This window comes from Saccharothrix variisporea, assembly GCF_003634995.1.
In the GTDB taxonomy this organism is placed as follows: Bacteria; Actinomycetota; Actinomycetes; order Mycobacteriales; family Pseudonocardiaceae; genus Actinosynnema; species Actinosynnema variisporeum.
The window spans coordinates 5382907-5402351 of sequence record NZ_RBXR01000001.1 but is presented as its reverse complement, the minus strand read 5'-3'; the positions used below and the strand labels follow the sequence as shown (position 1 = coordinate 5402351).

Genomic DNA, 19445 nt, shown 5'->3' with positions numbered 1-19445 from the left:
GGCCGACGCGGCCGAACGGGGTGTCAGCCGAGGCGCTGCTTCAGGGCCTCCAGCTCGTCGCGCAGCGAGGTCGGGACCTTCTCGCCGATCTTCGCGAACCACTCCTCGATCAGCGGGATCTCGGCGCGCCACTCGTCGGCGTCGAACGCCAGCGCGGCCTCGACGTCCTCGCGCGGCGCGTCCAGACCGGTCAGGTCCAGCTCGTCGGCGGTGGGCACGTGGCCGATCGGGGTCTCCTGCGCGGCGGCCTTGCCCTCGATGCGCTCGATGGCCCACTTCAGCACGCGCGAGTTCTCGCCGAACCCGGGCCACAGGAAGCGCTTGTCCTCGCCGCGGCGGAACCAGTTCACGTAGAAGATCTTCGGCAGCTTGTCCGCGTCGGCCGACTTGCCGGTGTCGATCCAGTGCTGGAAGTAGTCACCGGCGTTGTAGCCGATGAACGGCAGCATCGCCATCGGGTCGCGGCGCACCACGCCGACCTGGCCGACCGCCGCCGCGGTGGTCTCGCTGGACAGGGTCGCGCCCATGAACACGCCGTGCTGCCAGTCGCGGGACTGGGTGATCAGCGGGACGGTCGTCGCGCGGCGGCCGCCGAAGAAGATCGCCGAGATCGGGACGCCGTTCGGGTCGTCCCACTCGGGGGCCTTGATGTCGCACTGCTCGATCGGCGTGCAGTAGCGCGAGTTCGGGTGCGAGGACAGCTCGTCCGAGTCCGGCGTCCAGTCCTGCTTCTTCCACGAGGTCAGGTGGGCCGGCGGCTCGCCCATGCCCTCCCACCACACGTCGCCGTCGTCGGTGAGGGCCACGTTGGTGAAGAGCGAGTTGCCCTTCTCGATGGTGCGCATGGCGTTCGGGTTGGTGTGGTAGTCGGTGCCCGGCGCGACGCCGAAGAAGCCGTTCTCCGGGTTCACCGCGTACAGGCGGCCGTCCTCGCCGAAGCGCATCCACGCGATGTCGTCGCCGAGGGTCTCGACCTTCCAGCCCGGGATGGTCGGCTCCAGCATGGCGAGGTTGGTCTTGCCGCAGGCGCTGGGGAACGCGGCGGCGATGTAGTACGCCTTGTTCTCCGGCGAGGTGAGCTTGAGGATCAGCATGTGCTCGGCGAGCCAGCCCTCGTCGCGCGCCATCACCGAGGCGATGCGCAGCGAGTAGCACTTCTTGCCCAGCAGGGCGTTGCCGCCGTAACCCGAGCCGAACGACCAGATCGTCCGCTCCTCGGGGAAGTGGGTGATGTACTTCGTCTCGTTGCACGGCCACGGCACGTCGGCCTGGCCGGGCTCGAGCGGCGCGCCGATCGAGTGCAGCGCCTTGACGAACTCGGCGTCCTCGCCGAAACGCGCCAGGGCCTTGGTGCCCATGCGGGTCATGATGTGCATGGAGACGACGACGTACTCGGAGTCGGTGATCTCGACGCCCAGCATCGGCTTCTCGGCGTCCAGCGGGCCCATGCAGAAGGGGATCACGTACATCGTGCGACCGCGCATCGAGCCGCGGTACAGCTCGGTCATGATCGCCTTCATCTCGGCGGGGTCCATCCAGTTGTTCGTGGCGCCGGCGTCGGCCTCGTCCACGGAACAGATGAAGGTGCGCTCCTCGACCCGGGCGACGTCGGTCGGGTCGGAGGCGGCCCAGAACGAGTTGGGTTTCTTCTTCAGCGGAACGAACGTCCCGGCGTCCACCAGTTTCGCCGTCAGGCGGTTCCATTCGTCCTGGGAACCGTCGGCCCAGACGACCTCGTCGGGGCAGGTCAGCTCGGCGACCTCCCGCACCCAGGACAACAGGCGCGCGTGGTTGGTGGGTGCCTGGTCGAGACCGGGAATGGTCACTGCCGTCATCTCGTCTCGTCTCCTAGCTGAGCGCCAGCCCACGTGGACGCCGTTGTCCTGGTGGGACGTCCTCGGGAATGGCTCCGCCCGCCCGGTGGAGGGCGTGCCGTTTAAGGGGATAGACGGAGGTTAGCCGGGTTAATCCTCGGTAACGCACATCTGACCTGTCGGCTCTCTCACAAAACCGATTCTGGAATCGATTCAGCACCCGATCACCACAAACCGGGCTGTGACCTGGGCTTTAGTTCCCGGAATGCAAGGGCCCGGCGGTGCGGTGGTGACCACAGGGTGAGGTTGCGACTTCGTGACGTTGTGAGAGCGCTCTCACGTTGCGGCGCAAGAATTGCTGGAGAAATGTCCGACTTTCGGACGGCAGGTTCACCGGGGGCGTCGCGCGGTTCAGCGGGCGGAAAAGTGGCGGCGCACAGCCGAGACCGCCTCCTCGGGTGCCACACCGAGCGCACGGGCGGACGCGACGAACCGGGCGGCGGCGAGCTCGAGCGCTTCGGCGGCAGCGGGGGTGCGCCCGCCGGCGGACGCGGAGGCGGCAGCGGGGGTGCGCCCGCCGGCGGACGCGGAGGTCGCAGCGGGCGTGTCGGCAGGAGCGGCGGCAACCGGGGTGGGCGTGGGGGCGGCGGTGGGAGGGGCGTTCGGTGGTTCGGGCGGTGGGACCGCGGCGACCACCGTGCCGTTGCGGCGCGCCGTGTGCAGGACGCCGGAGGTCTCCAGTTCCCGGTACACCCGGGCCACGGTGCCGGCCGACAGGCCCAGGTCGCGCGCCAGTTGGCGGATCGACGGCAGCGGCGTGCCCACCGGCAGCCCGCCGGTGCGGACCAGGTGCAGCACCTGGTCGCGCACCTGCCGCCACGGCGCGACCCCGTTGTCGGGGTCCACGACGATCCGGCTCGCGCTCATCCGACCGACCGCACGTACGGCACCCGCCCGGACACGTTGGTGACCCAGATCCACCCGAGGACCGCCACCAGCAACCCCGCCAGACCCGCGAGGTCCGCCCCGGCGACGACCACCAGCCACCCCGGCGCTTCATGGTGCCCCGCGGCCCGCAGGGCGGAGAGGCGGCCGAACGCGCGCGTCAGCAGCCACGCCATCCACACCATGCCCAGCCCGACCGCGACCCGGGCGCTGCGCGTGCGCAGGGCCGCGTCCGTCGCCGGGTCGCCCACTGCGCCGCGACGCAACGCCAGCCACACCACGGCGAGCACGGCGGCGAGCCCGACCGCCACCCCGACCAGCAGCAGCACGCCCGGCGGCCGGGCGATCTCATGGGCGAACTCCGGCGTGAACCCCCGCGCGCGGAGGTCCAGGCGGTCAGCCCACGGCTGCATGAGCAGCCCCATCACCACCAGCGCGGACGTGACGACGGCGAGGACGGACAGCAGCGCCACGGCCCAGCGTGGCACCAAGTCCTGCCAGCGGCGCGGGGTCAGCGACGCGACGCGGGGTCCCCGGGGCTTCCACAGCGCCGCGACGGCTTCCGCGAGCAGCAGTGCCAGGACCACCGCCGCGAGGTACCGGGGCGCGCCCTCGGGCGTGGGCAGGTCGAGCCGTGTCGCCGCACCGGGAACCAACAGGAACATCACCAGGTAGAGCACCCGCCGGTGGCGCAGGTAGCGCGCGGCGAGCGCGGCCTGGGTGTCGTCGGGCTCGTCCACTCCCCAGCGCCGCAAGAACCGGTGCGTACCGCCCGCCATGCCGCCCCCTTTGTACCGACCCCTTGGTACAAAGCATCGCACGCGGTCCGACAACGCGGAAAGGGCGCAACCGGGGCACGCGCGATGCGTCCCTTCGACGTGAAGAAGCGAATGATCGTCGGGTTGATCGCGGTGGCGGTCGTCGCCGGCGGGTGGTGGGTGGTGTCGCCGCGCACGGCGGACGTCACCGTCGTCGAGTCGATCTCCGACGACGGCACGGTGGTGTGGCGGGACGCCGAGATCCGCAAGGCCGAGTCCAACAACACCGACGTGCACGCGCTCGAAGGCCCGGAGCACCGGCACACCTCACGGCTGGCGGCCGACGCCGAGTTCTACGCGCCGCTCGGGTGCGGTTCGCCCGGAGGTGTGCAGATCGCGCCGTTCAGCGGGGTCGGCACGGTCAAGTGCACGCGGGAGCAGTTCGCCGGGGCCGCCGTCTACGCGCCCCGGCTGACGTTCAACCCCGCCGGCGAGATCACCGAGATCGCCGGCCGCTACCACCCCTAGTTGGGGCTGATCCACTGCCCGGTCACGGAGTCGATGCGCACGACCCCGCTGACCGTCACCTTGCGCTCCTCGGCCGCCGCCCACACCTCGTCGCTGTCCTCGGCGAGACCGCTGCGGCCGTCGGGCGCGTACTTGCCGTTCTGGTCGATGCGGCCGTGCTCGACCTCGGTCCACTCGTCCTCGCCGGTGTGCTTGGACATCGTGACCTCGCCGGCGGCGGTGATCTCGGTGGCCAGGTCGGCCTTGCCGTCGCCGTCGACGTCGGTGAACAGCCAGGTGTCGCCCTGCTCGTCCTTGACCACGGCGGTGTCGGCGGTGCCGTCGCCGTCGGTGTCCTCGGTGGCCGGGCCGACGTTCTGGTCCGCGCCGCCCTCGACGTCCACGACGATGGACTTGCCCGCGTTCTGGTTGGTCTGCTTGGTGTGGTCGTCGGACGGCTCGACCGCGATCCACTCGCCGGAGCGCTCGTCGAACCTGGCCTGGCCGACCAGTTCGCCGTCCTTGTCGAACGTGCTCATCAGGTCCGCGTCGCCGTCACCATCGGTGTCGCTGAACGCGAGGTGCCCGCCGTCGTCGGTCTCGACCACCGCGCTCTCGTCCACGCCGTCGTCGTTGAGGTCGTAGGTCGCCTCGGCGGTGTACTCCTCGTCCTCGACGGTGACCTTGAGCTCGCCGTCCGAAGCACCTGTCTCGTCGACGTACACCCCGATCCCACCCTCCTGCTGCCGCACAAGTACCGGTAGGACTCACGTTATGCCTGTTCGGTTCCGCTGCGGAACCCGCATCACCCTTTGTCGGGACGTGAACCGATGAGGAGCAGGCAGAACGTCGTCACGGCCGCGACGAGCCCCGCGAGCAGGAGCATCGGGTTCAGGCCGGAGGGCGCGGGGGTGGGCGCCGCCTGCGTGACCGTGGTCGTGACGGGCGGGGTTGTGGTGACTACGGCCGGTGACGAAACCTGGGGCTGCTGCGGCACTTCGGCGGCTTGCTGGGGTGCTTCCGCCACCGGTTGCGGCGCGGGTTGCGGGGTCTCGTGGGGCAGGACGGTGATCTCCGCGCGCATGTCGGGGTGGACCGAGCAGTAGTAGGAGTACGTGCCGGGAACGGTGAAGGTGAAGGTCCAGGACTGGCCCTGCGCGAGCAGCGGCGACTGGAATGCGGCGGGGCCGGCGGACGTGACGACGTCGTGCGCGGCCTGGTCCTCGTTGGTCCACGTCACCGCGTCGCCGACGTGGACGGTCATCGACCCGGGCTGGTAGGCGTACTGGCGGATGGGGACGGCGTGGTCCTCGGCGTGCGCGGGCGGCGCGACGAAGCACAGGAGCAGGGTGACGAGCAGGGCTGTCCTCGCGAGCATGGCGGGTTCTCCGGTGGGGACGGGGCGACCCGGACGGCGTTGGCCGGGTCGCGACGCGGTCAGCAGGTCGCCTGCTCCAGCAGCGGGGTGAGCATCTGCTCCAGGAGCACGGTGTGCTGCTTGACGTAGTTGTCGAACGCCAGCGCGTCGTTCACCTGCTGCAGCGGGGACGTCTCCAGGTGCGCGGCCTTGACGTGGGCGATGAACGGTTCGAGCACCTCGCCCTGCACGTTGCTCGCCAACAGCGGGTCGAGCACCTGGCCCAACAGCACGGTGTGCTGCTTGACGTAGTTGTCGAACGCCAAGGCGTCGTTGACCTGCTGGAGGGGCGAGGTCTCCAGGTGCGCGGCCTTGATGTGCGCGAGCAGCGGGGCCAGGGACTCCTTGGGCACGCAGTCCGCGGGCGGCGCGGTGGTCGGCGGTGCGGTGGTGGTCGGGGTCGGGTGGGTCGTCGGGTGCCCCGTGGTCGGCGGCGCGGTCGTCGTCGTGGGAGTGGTGCCGGCGACGGTGACGCTCGCCTTCATGTCCGGGTGGACCGAGCAGTAGTACTGGTAGGAGCCGGCCTTGGTGAAGGTGAAGGTGTAGGACTGGCCCTTCTGCAGGGTCGGCGAGGTGAACTTCTCCGGGCCGGAGGTGACCACCACGTTGTGCGGCGCGGTGTCCTGGTTGGTCCAGGTGACCGTGTCGCCGACGTTCACGGTGATGTTCGCGGGGCTGTACGCGTAGCCCACGATGTTCACCTGGTGGGCGGCGGTCGCGGCGGGCTGCGCCTCGGCCGCGTGCTCGGCCTGCGCGGCGAGGCCCACCTGCTCGGTCTCGGGCGCGGCGGGCGTCGAGCCCGCGGCGGCGAGGCTGAACACCGCGCCCGCGATGCCGAGCGCGGCGAGCACGAGTGCGAACCTCCCGCCCCGCCGGTTGTTCTCTTCGTCCACAGTGGACTCCTCAGTTCTCGCAGGGATCACCGGCCGGGACTGGCGGTGACGAGGAAGGCCGCCGCGCCGAGGACGGCGATCGCGAGCACGGTCTCCAGGGCGACCGAGCGGGCGAAGGGCGCGACGGTGGTGGCGGTGGCCAGTCGGCGGTCCACCCACCTCTTGCTGAACAGCCCCGCGGCGAGCAGGACGCCGAACAGGGACAGCTTGACCACCAGGATCCGGGCGTAGTCGGTGGCCACCTGGAAACCGTTGAGGCGCCAGGCGAGCAGGGCGCCGGCGGCGGTCAGCACGGTGACCGAGCCGAGGGCGAGCGTCGAGTACCGCGGCACGACCCGGCGCAGGGTGTCGGGGTCGCGGCCGGGCAGCACGCCGGTCAGCAGCACGGCCAGGCCGCCCACCCACAGGCTCACCGCGACCAGGTGCACGAGGACCGCCGCCTGCGCCCACCAGCCGAGGTCGGGCGCGTGCCCGGTCATCCCGCTGGTGCGCAGGACGCCGAACGCGATCGCGCCCGCGCCGACCCGCCACGGCAGGGAGGTGGCGGCGGCACGACCCCGGCGCAGGAGGTCGACCAGGACCACGCCGGCGAGCACCCACAGCAGGGCGCGGGCCGTCCAGGCGCGGCCGAACGGGATGTCCAGCACCGCTCGGACCGTGCCGGTGGTGACGTCCTGCGGTGCGGTGCGGGCGATCCACGCGGCGGTCAGCACCAGGCCCGCGACCGTGCCCACCGCGCCCAGCAGCCAGGCCACGACGAGCAGCCGCTTGGGCCGGCGCTCCCCCGCGCCGTCCGGCCAGAGGAAGGCCAGGAACGCCGTGCCGCCGAGGAAGAGGACCGTGCCGGTGTAGTCGACCAGGCGGGCGAGGGTGAGCCACGAGCGGGCGGGGTCGACGGCGAGTGCGAGGTTCACGGGTTGCTCACCACTCCGAGGACCCGGCCGTCTGGCTGGACGAGCAGGCCGCAGCCGCCGAGGAGGCCGTTGAGCTGCGGGTTGTCGGTGGTGGTGACGACGGTGGGCAGGGTCGGCACGGCGGTGGGCAGGGCACCGCCGAACGGGAGGCCGCCCACCACGCCGCCCAGCACACCCGACAGCACCCCGCCGAGCGGGAGGGTGTCCGTGAGGTGCGCGAGATCGGTCAGGTGCGCGAGGTCGCTCACCACGGGCAGGTCGCCGACCAGCGCGCCCAACTGCCTGAGCAACGCGGCGATCGCGTCGGTGTCGCACCGCGGCGGGGTCGTGGACGGTGGGGTGGTGGGCGTGGTCGGGCTCGGCTCCGGGTGGGTCGGCGTCGGGTGCACCGGGCTCGGGTGGGTGGTCTCGGGGTGGGTCACCGGGGCCACCGCGCGGGGCGGGTTCTGCGGCAGCGGCTGTCCTATGTGGACCACCGGCGGGGTCGTGGTGGTGGTCGTGTGCTCCGGGACGACCGCCTGCCGCGCCTCCTGCTGCGTGGCCGCCGGGGTCGGCACGCGGCCCAGTCCCGACGCGTAGCCGAGCACCACCACGACCGTGCCCACCAGGCTCGCCGCCACCACCTGGTCCCTGTTCACCCTCACCGTTGCCCCCGCGCGGTCGTCGCCGGAAATGGATTCACGGCAAATCGAATCAACCACAGGTGAACGGGTATGTCGTAATCGTGTATCGGCCGTTAAGTGGTTCGCCGATTAGGCCACCCGGCACCGGGCGAGGAAAGTAACACCGAATTAAGTTTATCCGGCAATAATGAGTCTACCAGCGCAAACGTTGTCGATCTTCATCCGTTCGGGTGACTGCCCGCAACCAATTCGAACAGCGCTCGTTATGCCTTTTCCAGGCACTCACGATACGTCTCAGACGCGGTCGCGCAACGCCCGGATGCGGGACAGGAGGTCGTCCACCTTCGCCCGTCCGGCCCTCAACTCGGTCACCTGCCGGGTCGCCGCCGCGAGCGCCTTGGAGCGTTCACCGGCCTCCATGCGCAGGGCCTTGTCGACCTCGCGCAGCTCCGCCTCGATGGCGTCCACGCGCTTGCCCAGGGCGTCGTCCAGCGCCAGCGACAGCGCCTGCTCGGCCTCGATCAGCTGCTCGGCCACCAGCTGGTCCACAGTGGACCGCGCGTCGGCGATGGCGTCGGACAGCCACTGCTTGAGGTGTTGCTTGTCCGCCGCGTGCTTGCGCGTGCGGGCCATCCACCAGCCCGCGCCCAGACCCAGCACGATGGTCACCGGCAGCACGATCGGGTTCAGCGCGGCGACCCCGAGCCCGGCCAGCGGCAGCGCGGCCAGGCGGCCCGCACCCAGGCCACCGGTCACCCCCATGAACACCAGCAGCTTGTCCTCGGCGGTCGGCGCGCGCTTGTCCGGCGGGCGCAGCACGACCGGCGGGGTGGCGCCGCGCGCGAACTGGCCGCGGATCACCGCCAGCTCGTCGGGCGCGAACAGGTCCGCCAGGGCGGCGTCGGCGACCCGCTGCAACCGCTGGGCCAGGCCCGCGCTGATCCGACCCGACACCACCTGCAGCGCCGCGTCCACCTGCTGCGGCAACCCCGCCAGCTGGTCGCGGTCCGCCGCGTCGATCGCCGTGCGGAACCACGTCTGGACGTCCCGCATCTGCCGGCTGACCTCGTGGCTGCCCTCCACGCGCGCCCGCTGCACCTCGCCGCGCAGCTTGACCTGCCAGCTCCGCGTGGACGACCGGCGCTGGGAGTTCAGCTCGTCGCGCCGCGCGCGCAGCGCCTCGGCCTCCTCCTCGCCCGACGACAGCGCCCGCCGGTCCGCCTCCGCCCGCGCCACCAGCTCGTCCAGCACGGTCGCCAGGGCGCGCAACGAGTTCGCCTCGCCGAGCATCGCCGCCCGGCCGACCACCAGTTCCTGCAACGCCGCCTGCAACTCGCCCACGCCGGACCGCTCGCGCAGCATCGCCGCCGCGTCCGGGTTGGGCGCCTTCGCGGCCAGCTCGAACATCCGCGAGGACACCGGGTGGAACACCGCGCCCGCGAACCGGGGCGCGTGCTCGGCCAGCAGCGCCTGGTCCGCCTCCAGCACGGTCCGCCAGCCGCGGAACTGGTCCACCTTGGTCAGCGCGAACACCACCGTCTCCACGCGCTCGCCGACCGTGCGCAGGAACTCCAGCTCGCCGCGCGTGAAGGGGGCGGACGCGTCGACCACGAACAGCAGCGCGGTCGCGGACGCCGCCGCCTCGGCCGCCAGCTCGCCGTGCACGGACTCCAGCCCGCCGACACCCGGGGTGTCCACAACGGACAGTCGCTCCAGGAGCGGGATCGGGGCCTCGACCTCCACGTACCGGGGCGGCAGCATGCCCGCCGGCAGCTCGTGCGCCGCCGACACCCAGTTCACCAGCTCCGCCCGCTCGAACGGCACCGGCGACATCGACCCCGCGTAGCAGGCGCGGGCGGCGAACTGCTCGCCGTGCCGGAACACCAGGTACGCCGCCGTCGCCACCTCGGCGTCCACCGGCGACAGGCCCGGCGACGCCAGCAACGCGTTGACCAGCGACGACTTGCCCCGGTTGGTCTCGCCGACGACCACCACCGACGCCGGACCGCCGCGCCGGGTCTCCACGAACGACGCCGCCGACGGGTCGATCGAGCGCACCAGCGCGGTCAGCCGCTCGCGGGTCTGCCGGACGGTCTGCGGGAGCGTGCTCATCGGGCCGTGTAGACCGTGACGATCGGCGCGCGCAGGGTGCGACCGCGGTCGGTGAACCCGACCACCTCGGTCTCCGCCACCACGCCGTCCAGCGTCGCGTCGTCGGTCGGCACCGTGCCGCCCGCCTCGTGCCGGGACGGGTCGAACCGCTCGCCGTCGGGTCGCACCGCGGTCACGCCGATGCCCGCGAGGCCCTCCTCGATGCGTTCCACCACGCCCGAGGACCGGGCCCGGTCCAGCGCGTACAGGCAGAGCTGCACCAGGGCGCGCCGCTCGGCCAGCGCCTGGTCGAGCAGCTCACCGGCGATGGTCGTCTCCACACCCGGCTCGGACGCGACCGCGTCCGGTTCCGTTCCGCCCGTCATCGCCGCCCCCGGAGTTGTTGCCAGATCAGGAAGTACGCCCGGTGCACCACGTGCGCGACCCGGCTCTGCGCCGGCGTGGCCCCGAACGACGCGAAGGACCGCCACCAGCCCGCGCGCTCCAGCGCGTACGCGACCAGTTCGTGCGGTGGGCGGCCGGGCAGGCCCAGCTGCTCGGCCGGGTCGGGTGACGTGCCGAACCGCAGCACCTCGTCGGCCAGGTCGGCGGGCAGCGCCACCGCGCCGGACGCGACCAGCGTCAACGCCTCCAGCAGCCGCAGCTGGTGCGCCTCGGGCTTGGCCAGCAGCACCTCGATGGCGTCGTGCACGCGCTGTCGCTCGCCGGGGTCGCCGGACGCGGCGGCCAGCGCCGTCACCGACGCGAGCGCGGCGGCGGCCTTGATCCCGTCGGCGCGCGACCGGAACACCGCGTTGAGTTTCCCACGCACCCCGGCCAGGCCGGACGCGTCGAGCAGCTTGCGCCGCAGCGCGCCGGCGGTGATCGCGGGCTCGGCGTCCAGGGCTTGGAGCGCGCAGCGGATGCCGTACAGGTCCAGCTTCTCCAGCAACCGGGTGCGCACGCCCACCGGCACGTCGCACTCCCAGCTCACGAACAGGTCCGCCGAGATCAGCATGGTCTCGCGGGTCGCCTCGTCCAGCTCGGCCAGCTTGCGCAGCGCGTCGGCGTCCGCCGAGGTGAAGCCGCCGGTCTCGGCCGACTCGGCGACCAGGCCGATCACCGGCAGCACGTCCGCGACCCGCGGTTTGAGCGTGTGCGCCTGGCGCTCGGCCAGCAGCACGGCCGCCTTCCACGTGTCGCCGTCCGCACCCTCGACGGTCTCCGCCGCGATGGTGTCCGCCTTGTTCAGCACCGCGATCGCGTTCACCGGGCCGGCCTCGCGGCTCGCGGTCGCGGCGGTGAACGCGGCCAGCGCCTGCTGGTCGTCCTGCCGCACGCCCTGCGTGACGACGTAGAGCACGGCCTCCGCGCCGGCGACCGCGTTGCGCGACACCGGGTCCAGCTCGCCGCCCAGCAACGCCTCCGTGCGGGCGACCGACGCCGCGTCCAGCGACCCCAGGCCCGGGGTGTCGATCACGGTCAGGTCCCGCAGCACCGCGTTGGTCAGGTACGCCTCGATGTGGGACACCTTCTCGACGTCCACGCCGAGGTCCGCCGGGATGCCGCCGTTCGAGTCGAAGGGCAGCACCTGCTTGCGGCCGTCGACGAACACCACCTCGACGCGGTCCACCGTCCCGTACTGGAACCGGGTGACCAGCCGCGTGCACTCGCCCACGTCGGTCGGCGCGACCCGGCGGCCGATCAGCGCGTTGACCAACGTCGACTTGCCCGACTTGATCCGCCCCGCCACCGCCACCTGCAACGGCGCGGACAACCGGCGCAGCACCTCCCGGAACCCGGCGGCGGTGGTCGGCGACACCTGCGGTTGCAGCCGCACGCACAGGTTCGCCACGGCCGCCGAGAGCGGACCGGCGAGCTGCTGCGCCTGCGCTGTCACGACGGAGATCGTGCCACGCGGGGTAGCGGTCCGGTTTCCGAACGGGCGGGTCTGGGTATTGCCAACGGCGAAGAGGGAGGTCACGTCATGGAACAGGGTTATGCGGTCTTCCTGCTGCTCGGCGTGGTTCTGGTGCTGATCGACGGCCAGCTGATCTACCGCAGCGGCCGGGCCTACATGAACCGGGCGTACGGCGACCCGGAAGCGGCCCGGTCCATGACGGCTCTCGCCACGGTGCTGTTCCACCTCGTGGTGCTGGGCCTGCTGGCACTGGTGTCGATCATCACCGTGAACACCGGCGACCCGGTCAAGGACGTCGTCGTCAAGCTCGGCGTCGTGCTCCTGCTGCTGGCGCTGGTGCACGCGGTGACGATGATGATCCTGGGCCGCATCCGCGACCGGCAGCTCCAGCAGCAGCTGGCCGACGAGATGGCCGAGGAGCACCGCCAGTACGAGCGGGAGCACAACGTGCCGTCGCAGGCGGTGCGGGTCGAGCCCGTCCCGCCGGTCGACACCACGCGGGGTCAGCCGTTGGACACCACCCGGGTGGACCCGACGCAGGTCGACCCGAGGCAGATCAAGACCACGCGCTGAGGCGAGTCCGCGACGGAGTCGCGGCCGCCCACCTCAGCCCTGAGGATTAGCCAGAGGTCAGACCGTGGCGCGACGCGTTCGGTCTGACCTCTCCCTACGCTGGTGGCGTGCGGCGGCTGAGCCTGTGGATGCGTGCTCACCCGGTGTTCGGGGACTCCCTGATCGCCGGGCTGCTGCTGTTGTTCGACCTCGGCGCGATGGTCTCCTACAGCGACGTCGTGTCGCCGCCCACGTTGTTCTTCGTCGGGCTGCTGCTGGTCCTGCCCGTGGCGTTCCGGCGCAAGTACCCGGTCGGCTCCAGCTACACGATCCTCGGCGGCGGGGTCATCCAGCTGATCACCCACGGCGACCTCGCCACCGGTCTCGCCGTGCGGCCCGCGGACTTCGCGCTGGCGGTCGCGCTGTACACGATGGTGGCGTTCGTCGGGCGCAAACCGGCGCTGCTCTACGCCGGGTGGCTGGCGCTGGGCACGGTCGTGTGGGCGGTGGTGCGGGTCGGTCCCGTGGCCGAGGCCGTGTTCCTGGTCTTCCTGATCGTCGTGATCTTCGGGTTCAGCTGGGCGCTCGGCGAGTTCGTCGGGGCCCGCCGCGCCTACCAGCGGGAACTGGAGCAGCGGCTCAAGCTGCTGGAGACCGAGCGGGACCAGCAGGCGCGGATCGCGGTGGGCGAGGAGCGGTCGCGGATCGCGCGGGAGCTGCACGACGTGGTGGCGCACGCGGTGTCCGTGATGGTCGTCCAGGCGGACGGGGCCGGCTACGCGATCAAGTCGCAGCCCGAGCTGGCCGAGGCCGCCGTGCGGACCATCGCCGAGACCGGCCGGCAGGCGCTGACCGAGCTGCGCCGGCTGCTGGGCGTGCTGCGGCAGGAGGACCAGTCGGGCACGCAGTGGGCACCGCAGCCCGGTGCCGCCGACCTCGCCGACCTCGCCGAGAACCTGCGCGCGGCCGGGCTGCCGGTGCGGCTGGAGACCTCCGGCGACCTGGGCGACCTGCCCGCCGGCCTCGGCCTCGGCCTGTACCGGATCGTGCAGGAGGCGCTGACCAACACGCTCAAGCACGCCGGCACCGGCGCGTCGGCCGTCGTGCGGATCGCCCGCGCGGGCGAGCACGTGGCGCTGGAGGTCGTGGACGACGGGTTCGGCACGCCGCACGACCTGGTCGCGGTGTCCGGCGGCAACGGGTTGATCGGCATGCGGGAGCGGGCCGGCGTGCTGGGTGGCACGTTGGAGGCCGGTCCGAACCCCGGCGGTGGCTGGCGCGTCCGAGCCGTGCTGCCGGTGGTGCCGTCATAGGGTGGGGGACGTGATCCGAGTACTGCTTGTGGACGACCAGGAACTCATGCGGATGGGCTTTCGCATGGTGCTCGGCGCACAGGAGGACATCGACGTGGTGGGCGAGGCCGGCGACGGTCTCGACGCCGTGCACCTGGCGGCCTCGCTGAAGCCGGACGTGGTGCTGATGGACGTGCGGATGCCGGTGCTGGACGGGGTCGAGGCGACCAAGCGGATCACCGAGGCGGGCACCGGGAAGGTGCTGGTCATGACCACCTTCGACATGGACGAGTACGCGTTGTCGGCGCTGCGCAACGGCGCTTCCGGCTTCCTGCTCAAGGACACCCCGCCCGGCGACCTGGTGTCGGCGCTGCGGGCGGTGGCCTCCGGGGACGCGGTCGTCTCGCCCTCGGTGACCAAGCGGCTGCTGAGCCGGTTCCTCGGCGAGGGCGGCGGCGAGCTGCGGGACGCGTCGGTGCTGGAGGTGCTGACCGAGCGCGAGCGGGAGGTGCTGGTGCTCATCGCCAAGGGCCTGTCCAACACCGAGATCGCGCGCAAGCTGTTCCTGTCCGAGGCGACGGTGAAGACGCACGTGGGGCGCATCCTGGCGAAGCTGGACCTGCGGGACCGGGTGCAGGCCGTGGTGCTGGCCTACGAGACCGGGCTGGTCCGGCCCGGCGACGTCTGACCGGGCCGGACGCCGCCGTCACACCCGCTCGACGAGCGCCCGGCGGATGAGGAACTTGCCGGGCTCGCGGACCTGCTCGAAGGCGGCGTTGTTCAGCAGGGCGCAGCTGCCCGAGGGGCCGACGACCGGGACCGTGGTGGACTTGCCGTTGTCCAGGTTGGTGATCTTGAGCTGGGTGCCGACCGGGAACTGGTTGCTGGTGGCGCCCGGCGCGCCGCCGTCCCCGGACAGGGTGACCGTGCTGCCGGTGCACACCTGACGACCGCTCGCGGCTTGGGCCTTGGTGGTCGTGGGACTGCTCGCGTTCCCGTTGGAGACGACCTCGACGGTGTTGCGGCGGATCAGGTTCTTGCCGGGCTCGCGGAGCTGCTCCATGGCCGCGTTGTTCAACAGCGCGCAACTGCCCGACACGCCCACCACCGGCAGGGTCGCGGACTTGCCGTTGTCGAGGTTGGTGACGCGGAGCCGGGTGCCGGCCGGGAACTGGTTGCTCGTGATCCCGGGCGCACCGCCCTCGGCGGAGAACGTCAACGCCTGGCCCTGGCACACGGCCCGCGCCGACCCGCCGCCGGTGACGGCGAGCGCGGTGCCCGCGCCGGCGGCGACCACCGCGACGAGTCCCGCCGCGATGGTCCACCGCCGAGCGCGGCCTTGGTCTGGCATCCTGCGGCTCATCAGGTTCTCCCTTCGTGACCTGCTGAGCCGTACGGACCCGCGGAACGCGGTGGTTCAGCCAATAGGGGCCGTGCTGCACCCCTAAGGTGCCTCCACCGCAGGTCAGCGGTACTTCGAGGCGTCGACGGTCGCGGGGTCCAAGCCCGGCTTGACCACGTCGTCGAACCAGCGCCCCCAGTCCGGCTGGGTGCCGTCGAGGTCGGTGAACCCGTACTCGCGCATGAGGGTCCAGGACGCGAGCGCCTGTCCGGTGAACCGGTGGCGGTCCGGGTCGGCGGCCAGCGCGGCGATCGCCCGGCCGACGTAGTGCGGGGTCTCGGACATCGCGAAGTGGGGGTCACCGGCCACCGCGTCCCGCCAGTTGTCCTCGGTGACGCCGAGGTGCGCCAGCATCTCCTCCGAGCGCAGGAACCCCGGTGTGACGGCGACCGAGGTGGCGCCGTGCTTGCCGATGTCCTTGGCCAGCACGCGACCCATCCGCCGGACGGCGATCTTCACCGAGTCGTAGGCCAGCATGCCGGAGTAGTACTCGTCGTCGTCCCCGTCGGTGACCTCGACGACCAGGCCGCCCGGCTTGCGGATCACCAGCGGCACCAGCCGGTGCAGCGCGACCAGGTGCGCGCGCACGCCGTTGTGCCACATGCCGAGCTGCTTCTCCAGGTCCACCTCCCAGAACGGCTTGAACTCGACGGCGTGCTCACCGCCCCACACGTCGTCGACCAGGACGTCGAGTTGTCCGTCCACTTCGGACTCGATGCGGTCGCGGAAGGCGTCCACGTCCTCGACCACCGTGAAGTCGCAGCGCACCGGGATGCCCCGGCCGCCCGCCGCGGTGACCAGCTCGGCGGTCTCCTCGATCGTCTCGTCCCGCCCGATGGGCGACCGGCCGGCCCGCGTGGACCGCCCGCCGACGAACACCGTCGCGCCCTTCGCCCCCAGTTCCACCGCGATGGCCCGACCCGCGCCGCGCGTCGCCCCCGTGACCGCCGCGACCTTGCCCTCCAACGACATTCATCTCCCCTTCCACGCGTCCAGCACCGCGTCCACGTCCTCGGCCAGCCGGTCGGCCAGCGCGCCGCGCGGCCGGACCGACCAGTCCATCGAGACCCCGTAGACCACCACCGTGAGCACCCGCGCCGCCCGTTCCGGACCGGGCGCGTGCGGCAGGTCCGCGGCGCGCACCAGGTCGAGCACCGTGCGCTCGGTCGCCGCGTAGTGCTCGGCGAGCAGCGCCCGCAGCTCCGGGTCGATCAGGTCCACGCCGAGCTGCGCCAGGTGGTTGCCCGCCTCGACCGGGTCGGTCATGCCCTCGAACCACGTCAGCAGCGCCCGCCGCAGCCCGTCCACGGGCTCGTGCCCGGCGGCGGCCTCGCGCATGCGCCGCTCGACGTCCGCGATGGCCTGCCTGGTCAGCGCCTGGAGCAGGCCGCTCTTGGACCCGAACCGCTGCGCGACCGTGCCGACCGACACCCCGGCCTCCTTGGCCACGTCGGCGATGGTGAACCCCGGTCCTTTGCGGCCGATGACGGTCCCGGTGGCGGTGAGCAGCCGTTCGTCGGTGATGGTCTGCGGTCGTGGCACGCCATTATTGAACCACGGTTCATTAATGGCGTCCATTAGGGTTTCCCCAGTGACCTGGAGACCCAGCCTCATCGCCCTGGACATCGACGGCACCATCACCCGCGTGGGCACGGAGGAGATCGCCCCGGCCGTGCGCGCGGCGATCCACCGGGCCGTGGACCACGGCTCCCACGTGGTCCTGTCCACCGGCCGCAGCCTCATCGGCACCCGCCCCGTCGTCGAGGACCTCGACCTGCGCGGCACGGTCGCGATCTGCTCCAACGGCGCGGTGTGGTGGGACACGACGTCCCGCACGGTGCTGCGCAAGATCGACTTCGACCCGGCCCCCGCCGTCGAACTGCTGATGGACCTGTTCCCCGGCGCGGTGTTCGCCGCCGAGGTGACCGGCGAGGGCAACCTCGCGATGGGCCGGTTCCCGACCGGCTACCTGTGGGGCGAACTGCGCGAGGTCGACTTCGCCGGCCTGACCGCCGAACCCACGTCCCGGCTGGTCATGCGGTGGAACGACCACACGCCGGAGGAGGTGGCACTGCGCCTGGCCGGCACCGAACTGGACGGCATCACCTGGTACGTCGACCACGACGACCCGTGGGTGACCGTCGCCCCTTCGGGCGTCAGCAAGGGCTCGGCACTGGAGGAGCTGCGCGTGCGGCTGGGCGTCGCGGAGTCCGACACGCTGGCCATCGGCGACGGGCACAACGACGTGGAAATGCTCCGCTGGGCCGCGCACGGCGTGGCGATGGGCCAGGCGCCGGCGACCGTGCAAGAGGTCGCGGACGCCGTGACCGGGACCGTGCTGGAGGACGGCGCGGCAGCCGTCCTGGACCAGTGGTTCGCCGCCTGAGCCTCAGCCCCGCCGGAAGGTCTCCCCATCGGGACCGCCGCCCGGGGCGGTGCGCGGTCAGCTCAGGGCGGTAGCGCGGCGCATGGCCTCCTCGACGTGCGCCGGGCTCGCGGGCAGCAGTGGCAGCCGGACCTCGGCGGTGGGGATGCGCCCCTCCGCGTGCAGCACGCCCTTGACCACGGTCGGGTTCGGCTCGGCGAACAACGCCCGCGACAACGCGCTCAACGGGCCGGTCAACGCGCGGATGGTGGTCGTGTCGCCCTTCTCCCACGCCTGGATCAGCTCGACGAACCGAGCGGTGGCGACGTGCGCGGAGGCCAGGATGCCGCCGTGGCCGCCGAGGGCGAGCACCGGTGAGAGGAACGCGTCCTCGCCGCCCAGGACCGCGAAGCCGGCGGGCGGGTCGGCCAGCAGGTCCACGGTGTCGTCGGTGACGCCGCCGGGGGCGTGCTTGACGCCGATCACGTTCGGCAGCGCGGCGAGCCGGCGCAGGGTGGCGGCCGACAGGTGCTGGCCGGTGCGGTAGGGGATGTCGTAGACCACCAGCGGCACCGGGCTCTCGGCGGCGACCTTGGTGAAGTAGGCGACCACGCCCTCCTCGCCCGGCCGCAGGAACGGCGGCACGAGGGTCAGCGCGGCGGTCGCGCCCCGGCCGGCGGCGTCGCGCAGGGCCTCGGGCGTGTTCGCGCCGATCAGGAGCTGGGCACCGCGCTCGTGGCACACGCGGGCGGTGAGGTTGAGCACGGCCCGCTGCTCGGCGGGGGTCAGGGCGCCGGGCTCGCCGGTCGTGCCCAGGGCCACCAGGCCCGTCGCCCCGTCCGCGAGCACCTGGTCGGCCAGGGCCTCCAGGGCGTCGAGGGCCACGCGGTCCTCGCGGTCGAACGGGGTGATCAGCGGGACGAACAGACCGGTCAGCATGGCATCAGGATGCGGCCGGTGACCGTGTAGCACCAGTTCGCGTTCCTCAACGAAAACGTAAGCTCACCTGATGCTCGACGTCCGCCGCCTGCGCCTGCTCCGCGACCTCGCCCACCTGGGCACGATCGCGGCGGTCGCTCAAGCTCATGCCTACACACCCTCCGCAGTCTCCCAGCAATTGGCGGCGCTGCAACGCGAAGCGGGCGTGCCCCTGCTGGAGCACACCGGCCGCCGGGTGACGCTCACCCCGGCCGGCACGGAGCTGGTCCGCCACACCGAGACCATCCTGGCGACCCTGGAGACGGCGTCGGCGACGCTGTCGGCGGCCCGCGCAGGCGTGTCCGGGACCGTCCGGATCGGCGCGTTCCCCACGGCCGTGCGGACGCTGCTGCCCGCCGCCCTGGTGGCGCTGGCCCGCGACCACCCCGCGCTGGACCTCATGGTGAGCGAACTGGACCCGGTCGAGATGCCCGACGCGCTGCGCGACGGCCGGCTGGACGTGGCGCTGGTGCACGACTACGACATCGCGCCGGTCGCGCCCGACCCCGGGCTGGACTCCGTGCCCCTGCTGGACGAGACGGTGTTCCTGGCCGTGCCCACGTCGTTCGAGACCGGTCCGACACCGGTGGCCGACGCGCGGGAGGCGGCGTGGGTGGCCGGCACACCGGGGACGCTGTGCCACACCGTGGCGACCCGCGTGTGCGAGGCACACGGCTTCACCCCGCGCGTACGGCACCACGTGGACGACTTCACGGCGGTGTTGGCGCTGGTCGCGGCAGGTCAGGGGGTGGCGCTGGTGCCGGAGCTGGGTGCCGCGCAACCGTGTGCGGGGGTGCGGCTGGTGCCGTTGGAGGTGTGCCGCCGGACCGCCATCGCCTACCGTCGGGGCGGGGGCGGTCACCCGGCGATCGCCGCCTGCGTCGCGGCCCTGCTGGCATCGCAGGACGCGTTGCCGTCACCGGACGTACCTCCGGAGCGGTAGGTCGTCAGCCCCAGCGGTACGCGTGCGATG

21 protein-coding genes are annotated in these 19445 nt (G+C 72.3%); 6 read left to right on the top strand and 15 right to left on the bottom strand.

Features of this window, described 5'->3' with window-relative positions:
* Window positions 1–23: 23 nt before the first annotated feature.
* The 3 genes from DFJ66_RS24365 to DFJ66_RS24355 form a co-directional block, all read right to left on the bottom strand.
* The gene (locus DFJ66_RS24365; RefSeq protein ID WP_121224114.1) at window positions 24–1835 is read right to left on the bottom strand and encodes a phosphoenolpyruvate carboxykinase (GTP); all 1812 of its coding nucleotides are present in this window, start codon (window positions 1833–1835) and stop codon (window positions 24–26) included.
* 390 nt (window positions 1836–2225) lie between these two features.
* A complete protein-coding gene (locus tag DFJ66_RS45320; RefSeq protein ID WP_121224112.1) occupies window positions 2226–2741 on the bottom strand; it encodes a GntR family transcriptional regulator in 516 nt (171 codons plus the stop codon).
* The gene (locus DFJ66_RS24355; protein ID WP_147459348.1) at window positions 2738–3538 is read right to left on the bottom strand and encodes a hypothetical protein; all 801 of its coding nucleotides are present in this window, start codon (window positions 3536–3538) and stop codon (window positions 2738–2740) included. The genes DFJ66_RS45320 and DFJ66_RS24355 overlap by 4 nt, the downstream gene beginning before the upstream one ends.
* A gap of 111 nt (window positions 3539–3649) precedes the next feature.
* Here DFJ66_RS24355 and DFJ66_RS24350 point away from each other — a divergent pair, with 111 nt between their 5' ends.
* Window positions 3650–4045, top strand: a complete 396-nt coding sequence (locus DFJ66_RS24350; RefSeq protein WP_121224108.1) for a hypothetical protein — start codon at window positions 3650–3652, stop codon at window positions 4043–4045.
* Here the strand turns inward: DFJ66_RS24350 and DFJ66_RS24345 are convergent.
* From DFJ66_RS24345 to DFJ66_RS24310, 8 genes are all read right to left on the bottom strand, one after another.
* Complete coding sequence (locus DFJ66_RS24345) at window positions 4042–4749, bottom strand: hypothetical protein (protein WP_121231668.1); 708 nt, start codon at window positions 4747–4749, stop codon at window positions 4042–4044. The genes DFJ66_RS24350 and DFJ66_RS24345 overlap by 4 nt on opposite strands.
* A gap of 80 nt (window positions 4750–4829) precedes the next feature.
* Window positions 4830–5402 (bottom strand): cupredoxin domain-containing protein, encoded by a 573-nt coding sequence (locus tag DFJ66_RS24340; RefSeq protein WP_121224105.1) that lies wholly within the window; start codon window positions 5400–5402, stop codon window positions 4830–4832.
* Between the two features lie 59 nt (window positions 5403–5461).
* Window positions 5462–6334 carry a cupredoxin domain-containing protein gene (locus tag DFJ66_RS24335; protein ID WP_211351300.1) on the bottom strand — a complete coding sequence of 291 codons (873 nt, stop codon included), beginning with the start codon at window positions 6332–6334 and terminating at the stop codon, window positions 5462–5464.
* A 26-nt stretch (window positions 6335–6360) separates the two neighbouring features.
* Window positions 6361–7248: a copper resistance D family protein gene (locus DFJ66_RS24330; RefSeq protein ID WP_121224103.1), complete on the bottom strand. Its 888-nt coding sequence runs from the start codon at window positions 7246–7248 to the stop codon at window positions 6361–6363.
* Complete coding sequence (locus tag DFJ66_RS24325) at window positions 7245–7892, bottom strand: hypothetical protein (RefSeq protein WP_147459347.1); 648 nt, start codon at window positions 7890–7892, stop codon at window positions 7245–7247. Before DFJ66_RS24325 ends, DFJ66_RS24330 begins: the two co-directional genes overlap by 4 nt.
* A gap of 273 nt (window positions 7893–8165) precedes the next feature.
* The gene (locus DFJ66_RS24320) at window positions 8166–9983 is read right to left on the bottom strand and encodes a dynamin family protein (RefSeq protein ID WP_121224099.1); all 1818 of its coding nucleotides are present in this window, start codon (window positions 9981–9983) and stop codon (window positions 8166–8168) included.
* Window positions 9980–10372, bottom strand: coding sequence for a nucleotide exchange factor GrpE (gene grpE / locus DFJ66_RS24315; RefSeq protein WP_425471115.1), 393 nt, complete (start codon window positions 10370–10372; stop codon window positions 9980–9982). The genes DFJ66_RS24320 and grpE overlap by 4 nt, the downstream gene beginning before the upstream one ends.
* Window positions 10345–11862: a dynamin family protein gene (locus DFJ66_RS24310; RefSeq protein WP_121224095.1), complete on the bottom strand. Its 1518-nt coding sequence runs from the start codon at window positions 11860–11862 to the stop codon at window positions 10345–10347. The genes grpE and DFJ66_RS24310 overlap by 28 nt, the downstream gene beginning before the upstream one ends.
* 87 nt (window positions 11863–11949) lie before the next feature.
* On the opposite strand from DFJ66_RS24310, the gene DFJ66_RS24305 reads away from it, so the two are divergent.
* From DFJ66_RS24305 to DFJ66_RS24295, 3 genes are all read left to right on the top strand, one after another.
* Window positions 11950–12456: a hypothetical protein gene (locus tag DFJ66_RS24305; protein WP_121224093.1), complete on the top strand. Its 507-nt coding sequence runs from the start codon at window positions 11950–11952 to the stop codon at window positions 12454–12456.
* 107 nt (window positions 12457–12563) lie between these two features.
* The gene (locus DFJ66_RS24300) at window positions 12564–13748 is read left to right on the top strand and encodes a sensor histidine kinase (protein ID WP_397556244.1); all 1185 of its coding nucleotides are present in this window, start codon (window positions 12564–12566) and stop codon (window positions 13746–13748) included.
* A gap of 10 nt (window positions 13749–13758) precedes the next feature.
* A complete protein-coding gene (locus DFJ66_RS24295) occupies window positions 13759–14415 on the top strand; it encodes a response regulator (RefSeq protein WP_121231663.1) in 657 nt (218 codons plus the stop codon).
* An 18-nt stretch (window positions 14416–14433) separates the two neighbouring features.
* On the opposite strand, the gene DFJ66_RS44460 is transcribed toward DFJ66_RS24295, so the two are convergent.
* From DFJ66_RS44460 to DFJ66_RS24280, 3 genes are all read right to left on the bottom strand, one after another.
* Entirely contained in the window at window positions 14434–15090 is a 657-nt protein-coding gene (locus DFJ66_RS44460) for an RlpA-like double-psi beta-barrel domain-containing protein (protein ID WP_246029887.1), read from the bottom strand.
* Between the two features lie 102 nt (window positions 15091–15192).
* On the bottom strand, window positions 15193–16101 hold the full coding sequence (locus DFJ66_RS24285; RefSeq protein WP_121224087.1) for an SDR family oxidoreductase: 909 nt from the start codon (window positions 16099–16101) through the stop codon (window positions 15193–15195).
* Window positions 16102–16671, bottom strand: coding sequence for a TetR/AcrR family transcriptional regulator (locus DFJ66_RS24280; RefSeq protein ID WP_121224085.1), 570 nt, complete (start codon window positions 16669–16671; stop codon window positions 16102–16104).
* Window positions 16672–16720: 49 nt separating this feature from the next.
* Between DFJ66_RS24280 and DFJ66_RS24275 the strand changes: the two genes are divergently transcribed.
* Window positions 16721–17515, top strand: coding sequence for an HAD family hydrolase (locus tag DFJ66_RS24275; RefSeq protein ID WP_246029886.1), 795 nt, complete (start codon window positions 16721–16723; stop codon window positions 17513–17515).
* A gap of 57 nt (window positions 17516–17572) precedes the next feature.
* On the opposite strand, the gene DFJ66_RS24270 is transcribed toward DFJ66_RS24275, so the two are convergent.
* Complete coding sequence (locus DFJ66_RS24270; protein ID WP_121224081.1) at window positions 17573–18433, bottom strand: dihydrodipicolinate synthase family protein; 861 nt, start codon at window positions 18431–18433, stop codon at window positions 17573–17575.
* 70 nt (window positions 18434–18503) lie between these two features.
* Between DFJ66_RS24270 and DFJ66_RS24265 the strand changes: the two genes are divergently transcribed.
* Complete coding sequence (locus DFJ66_RS24265) at window positions 18504–19415, top strand: LysR family transcriptional regulator (RefSeq protein WP_121224079.1); 912 nt, start codon at window positions 18504–18506, stop codon at window positions 19413–19415.
* Window positions 19416–19445 lie beyond the last annotated feature (30 nt).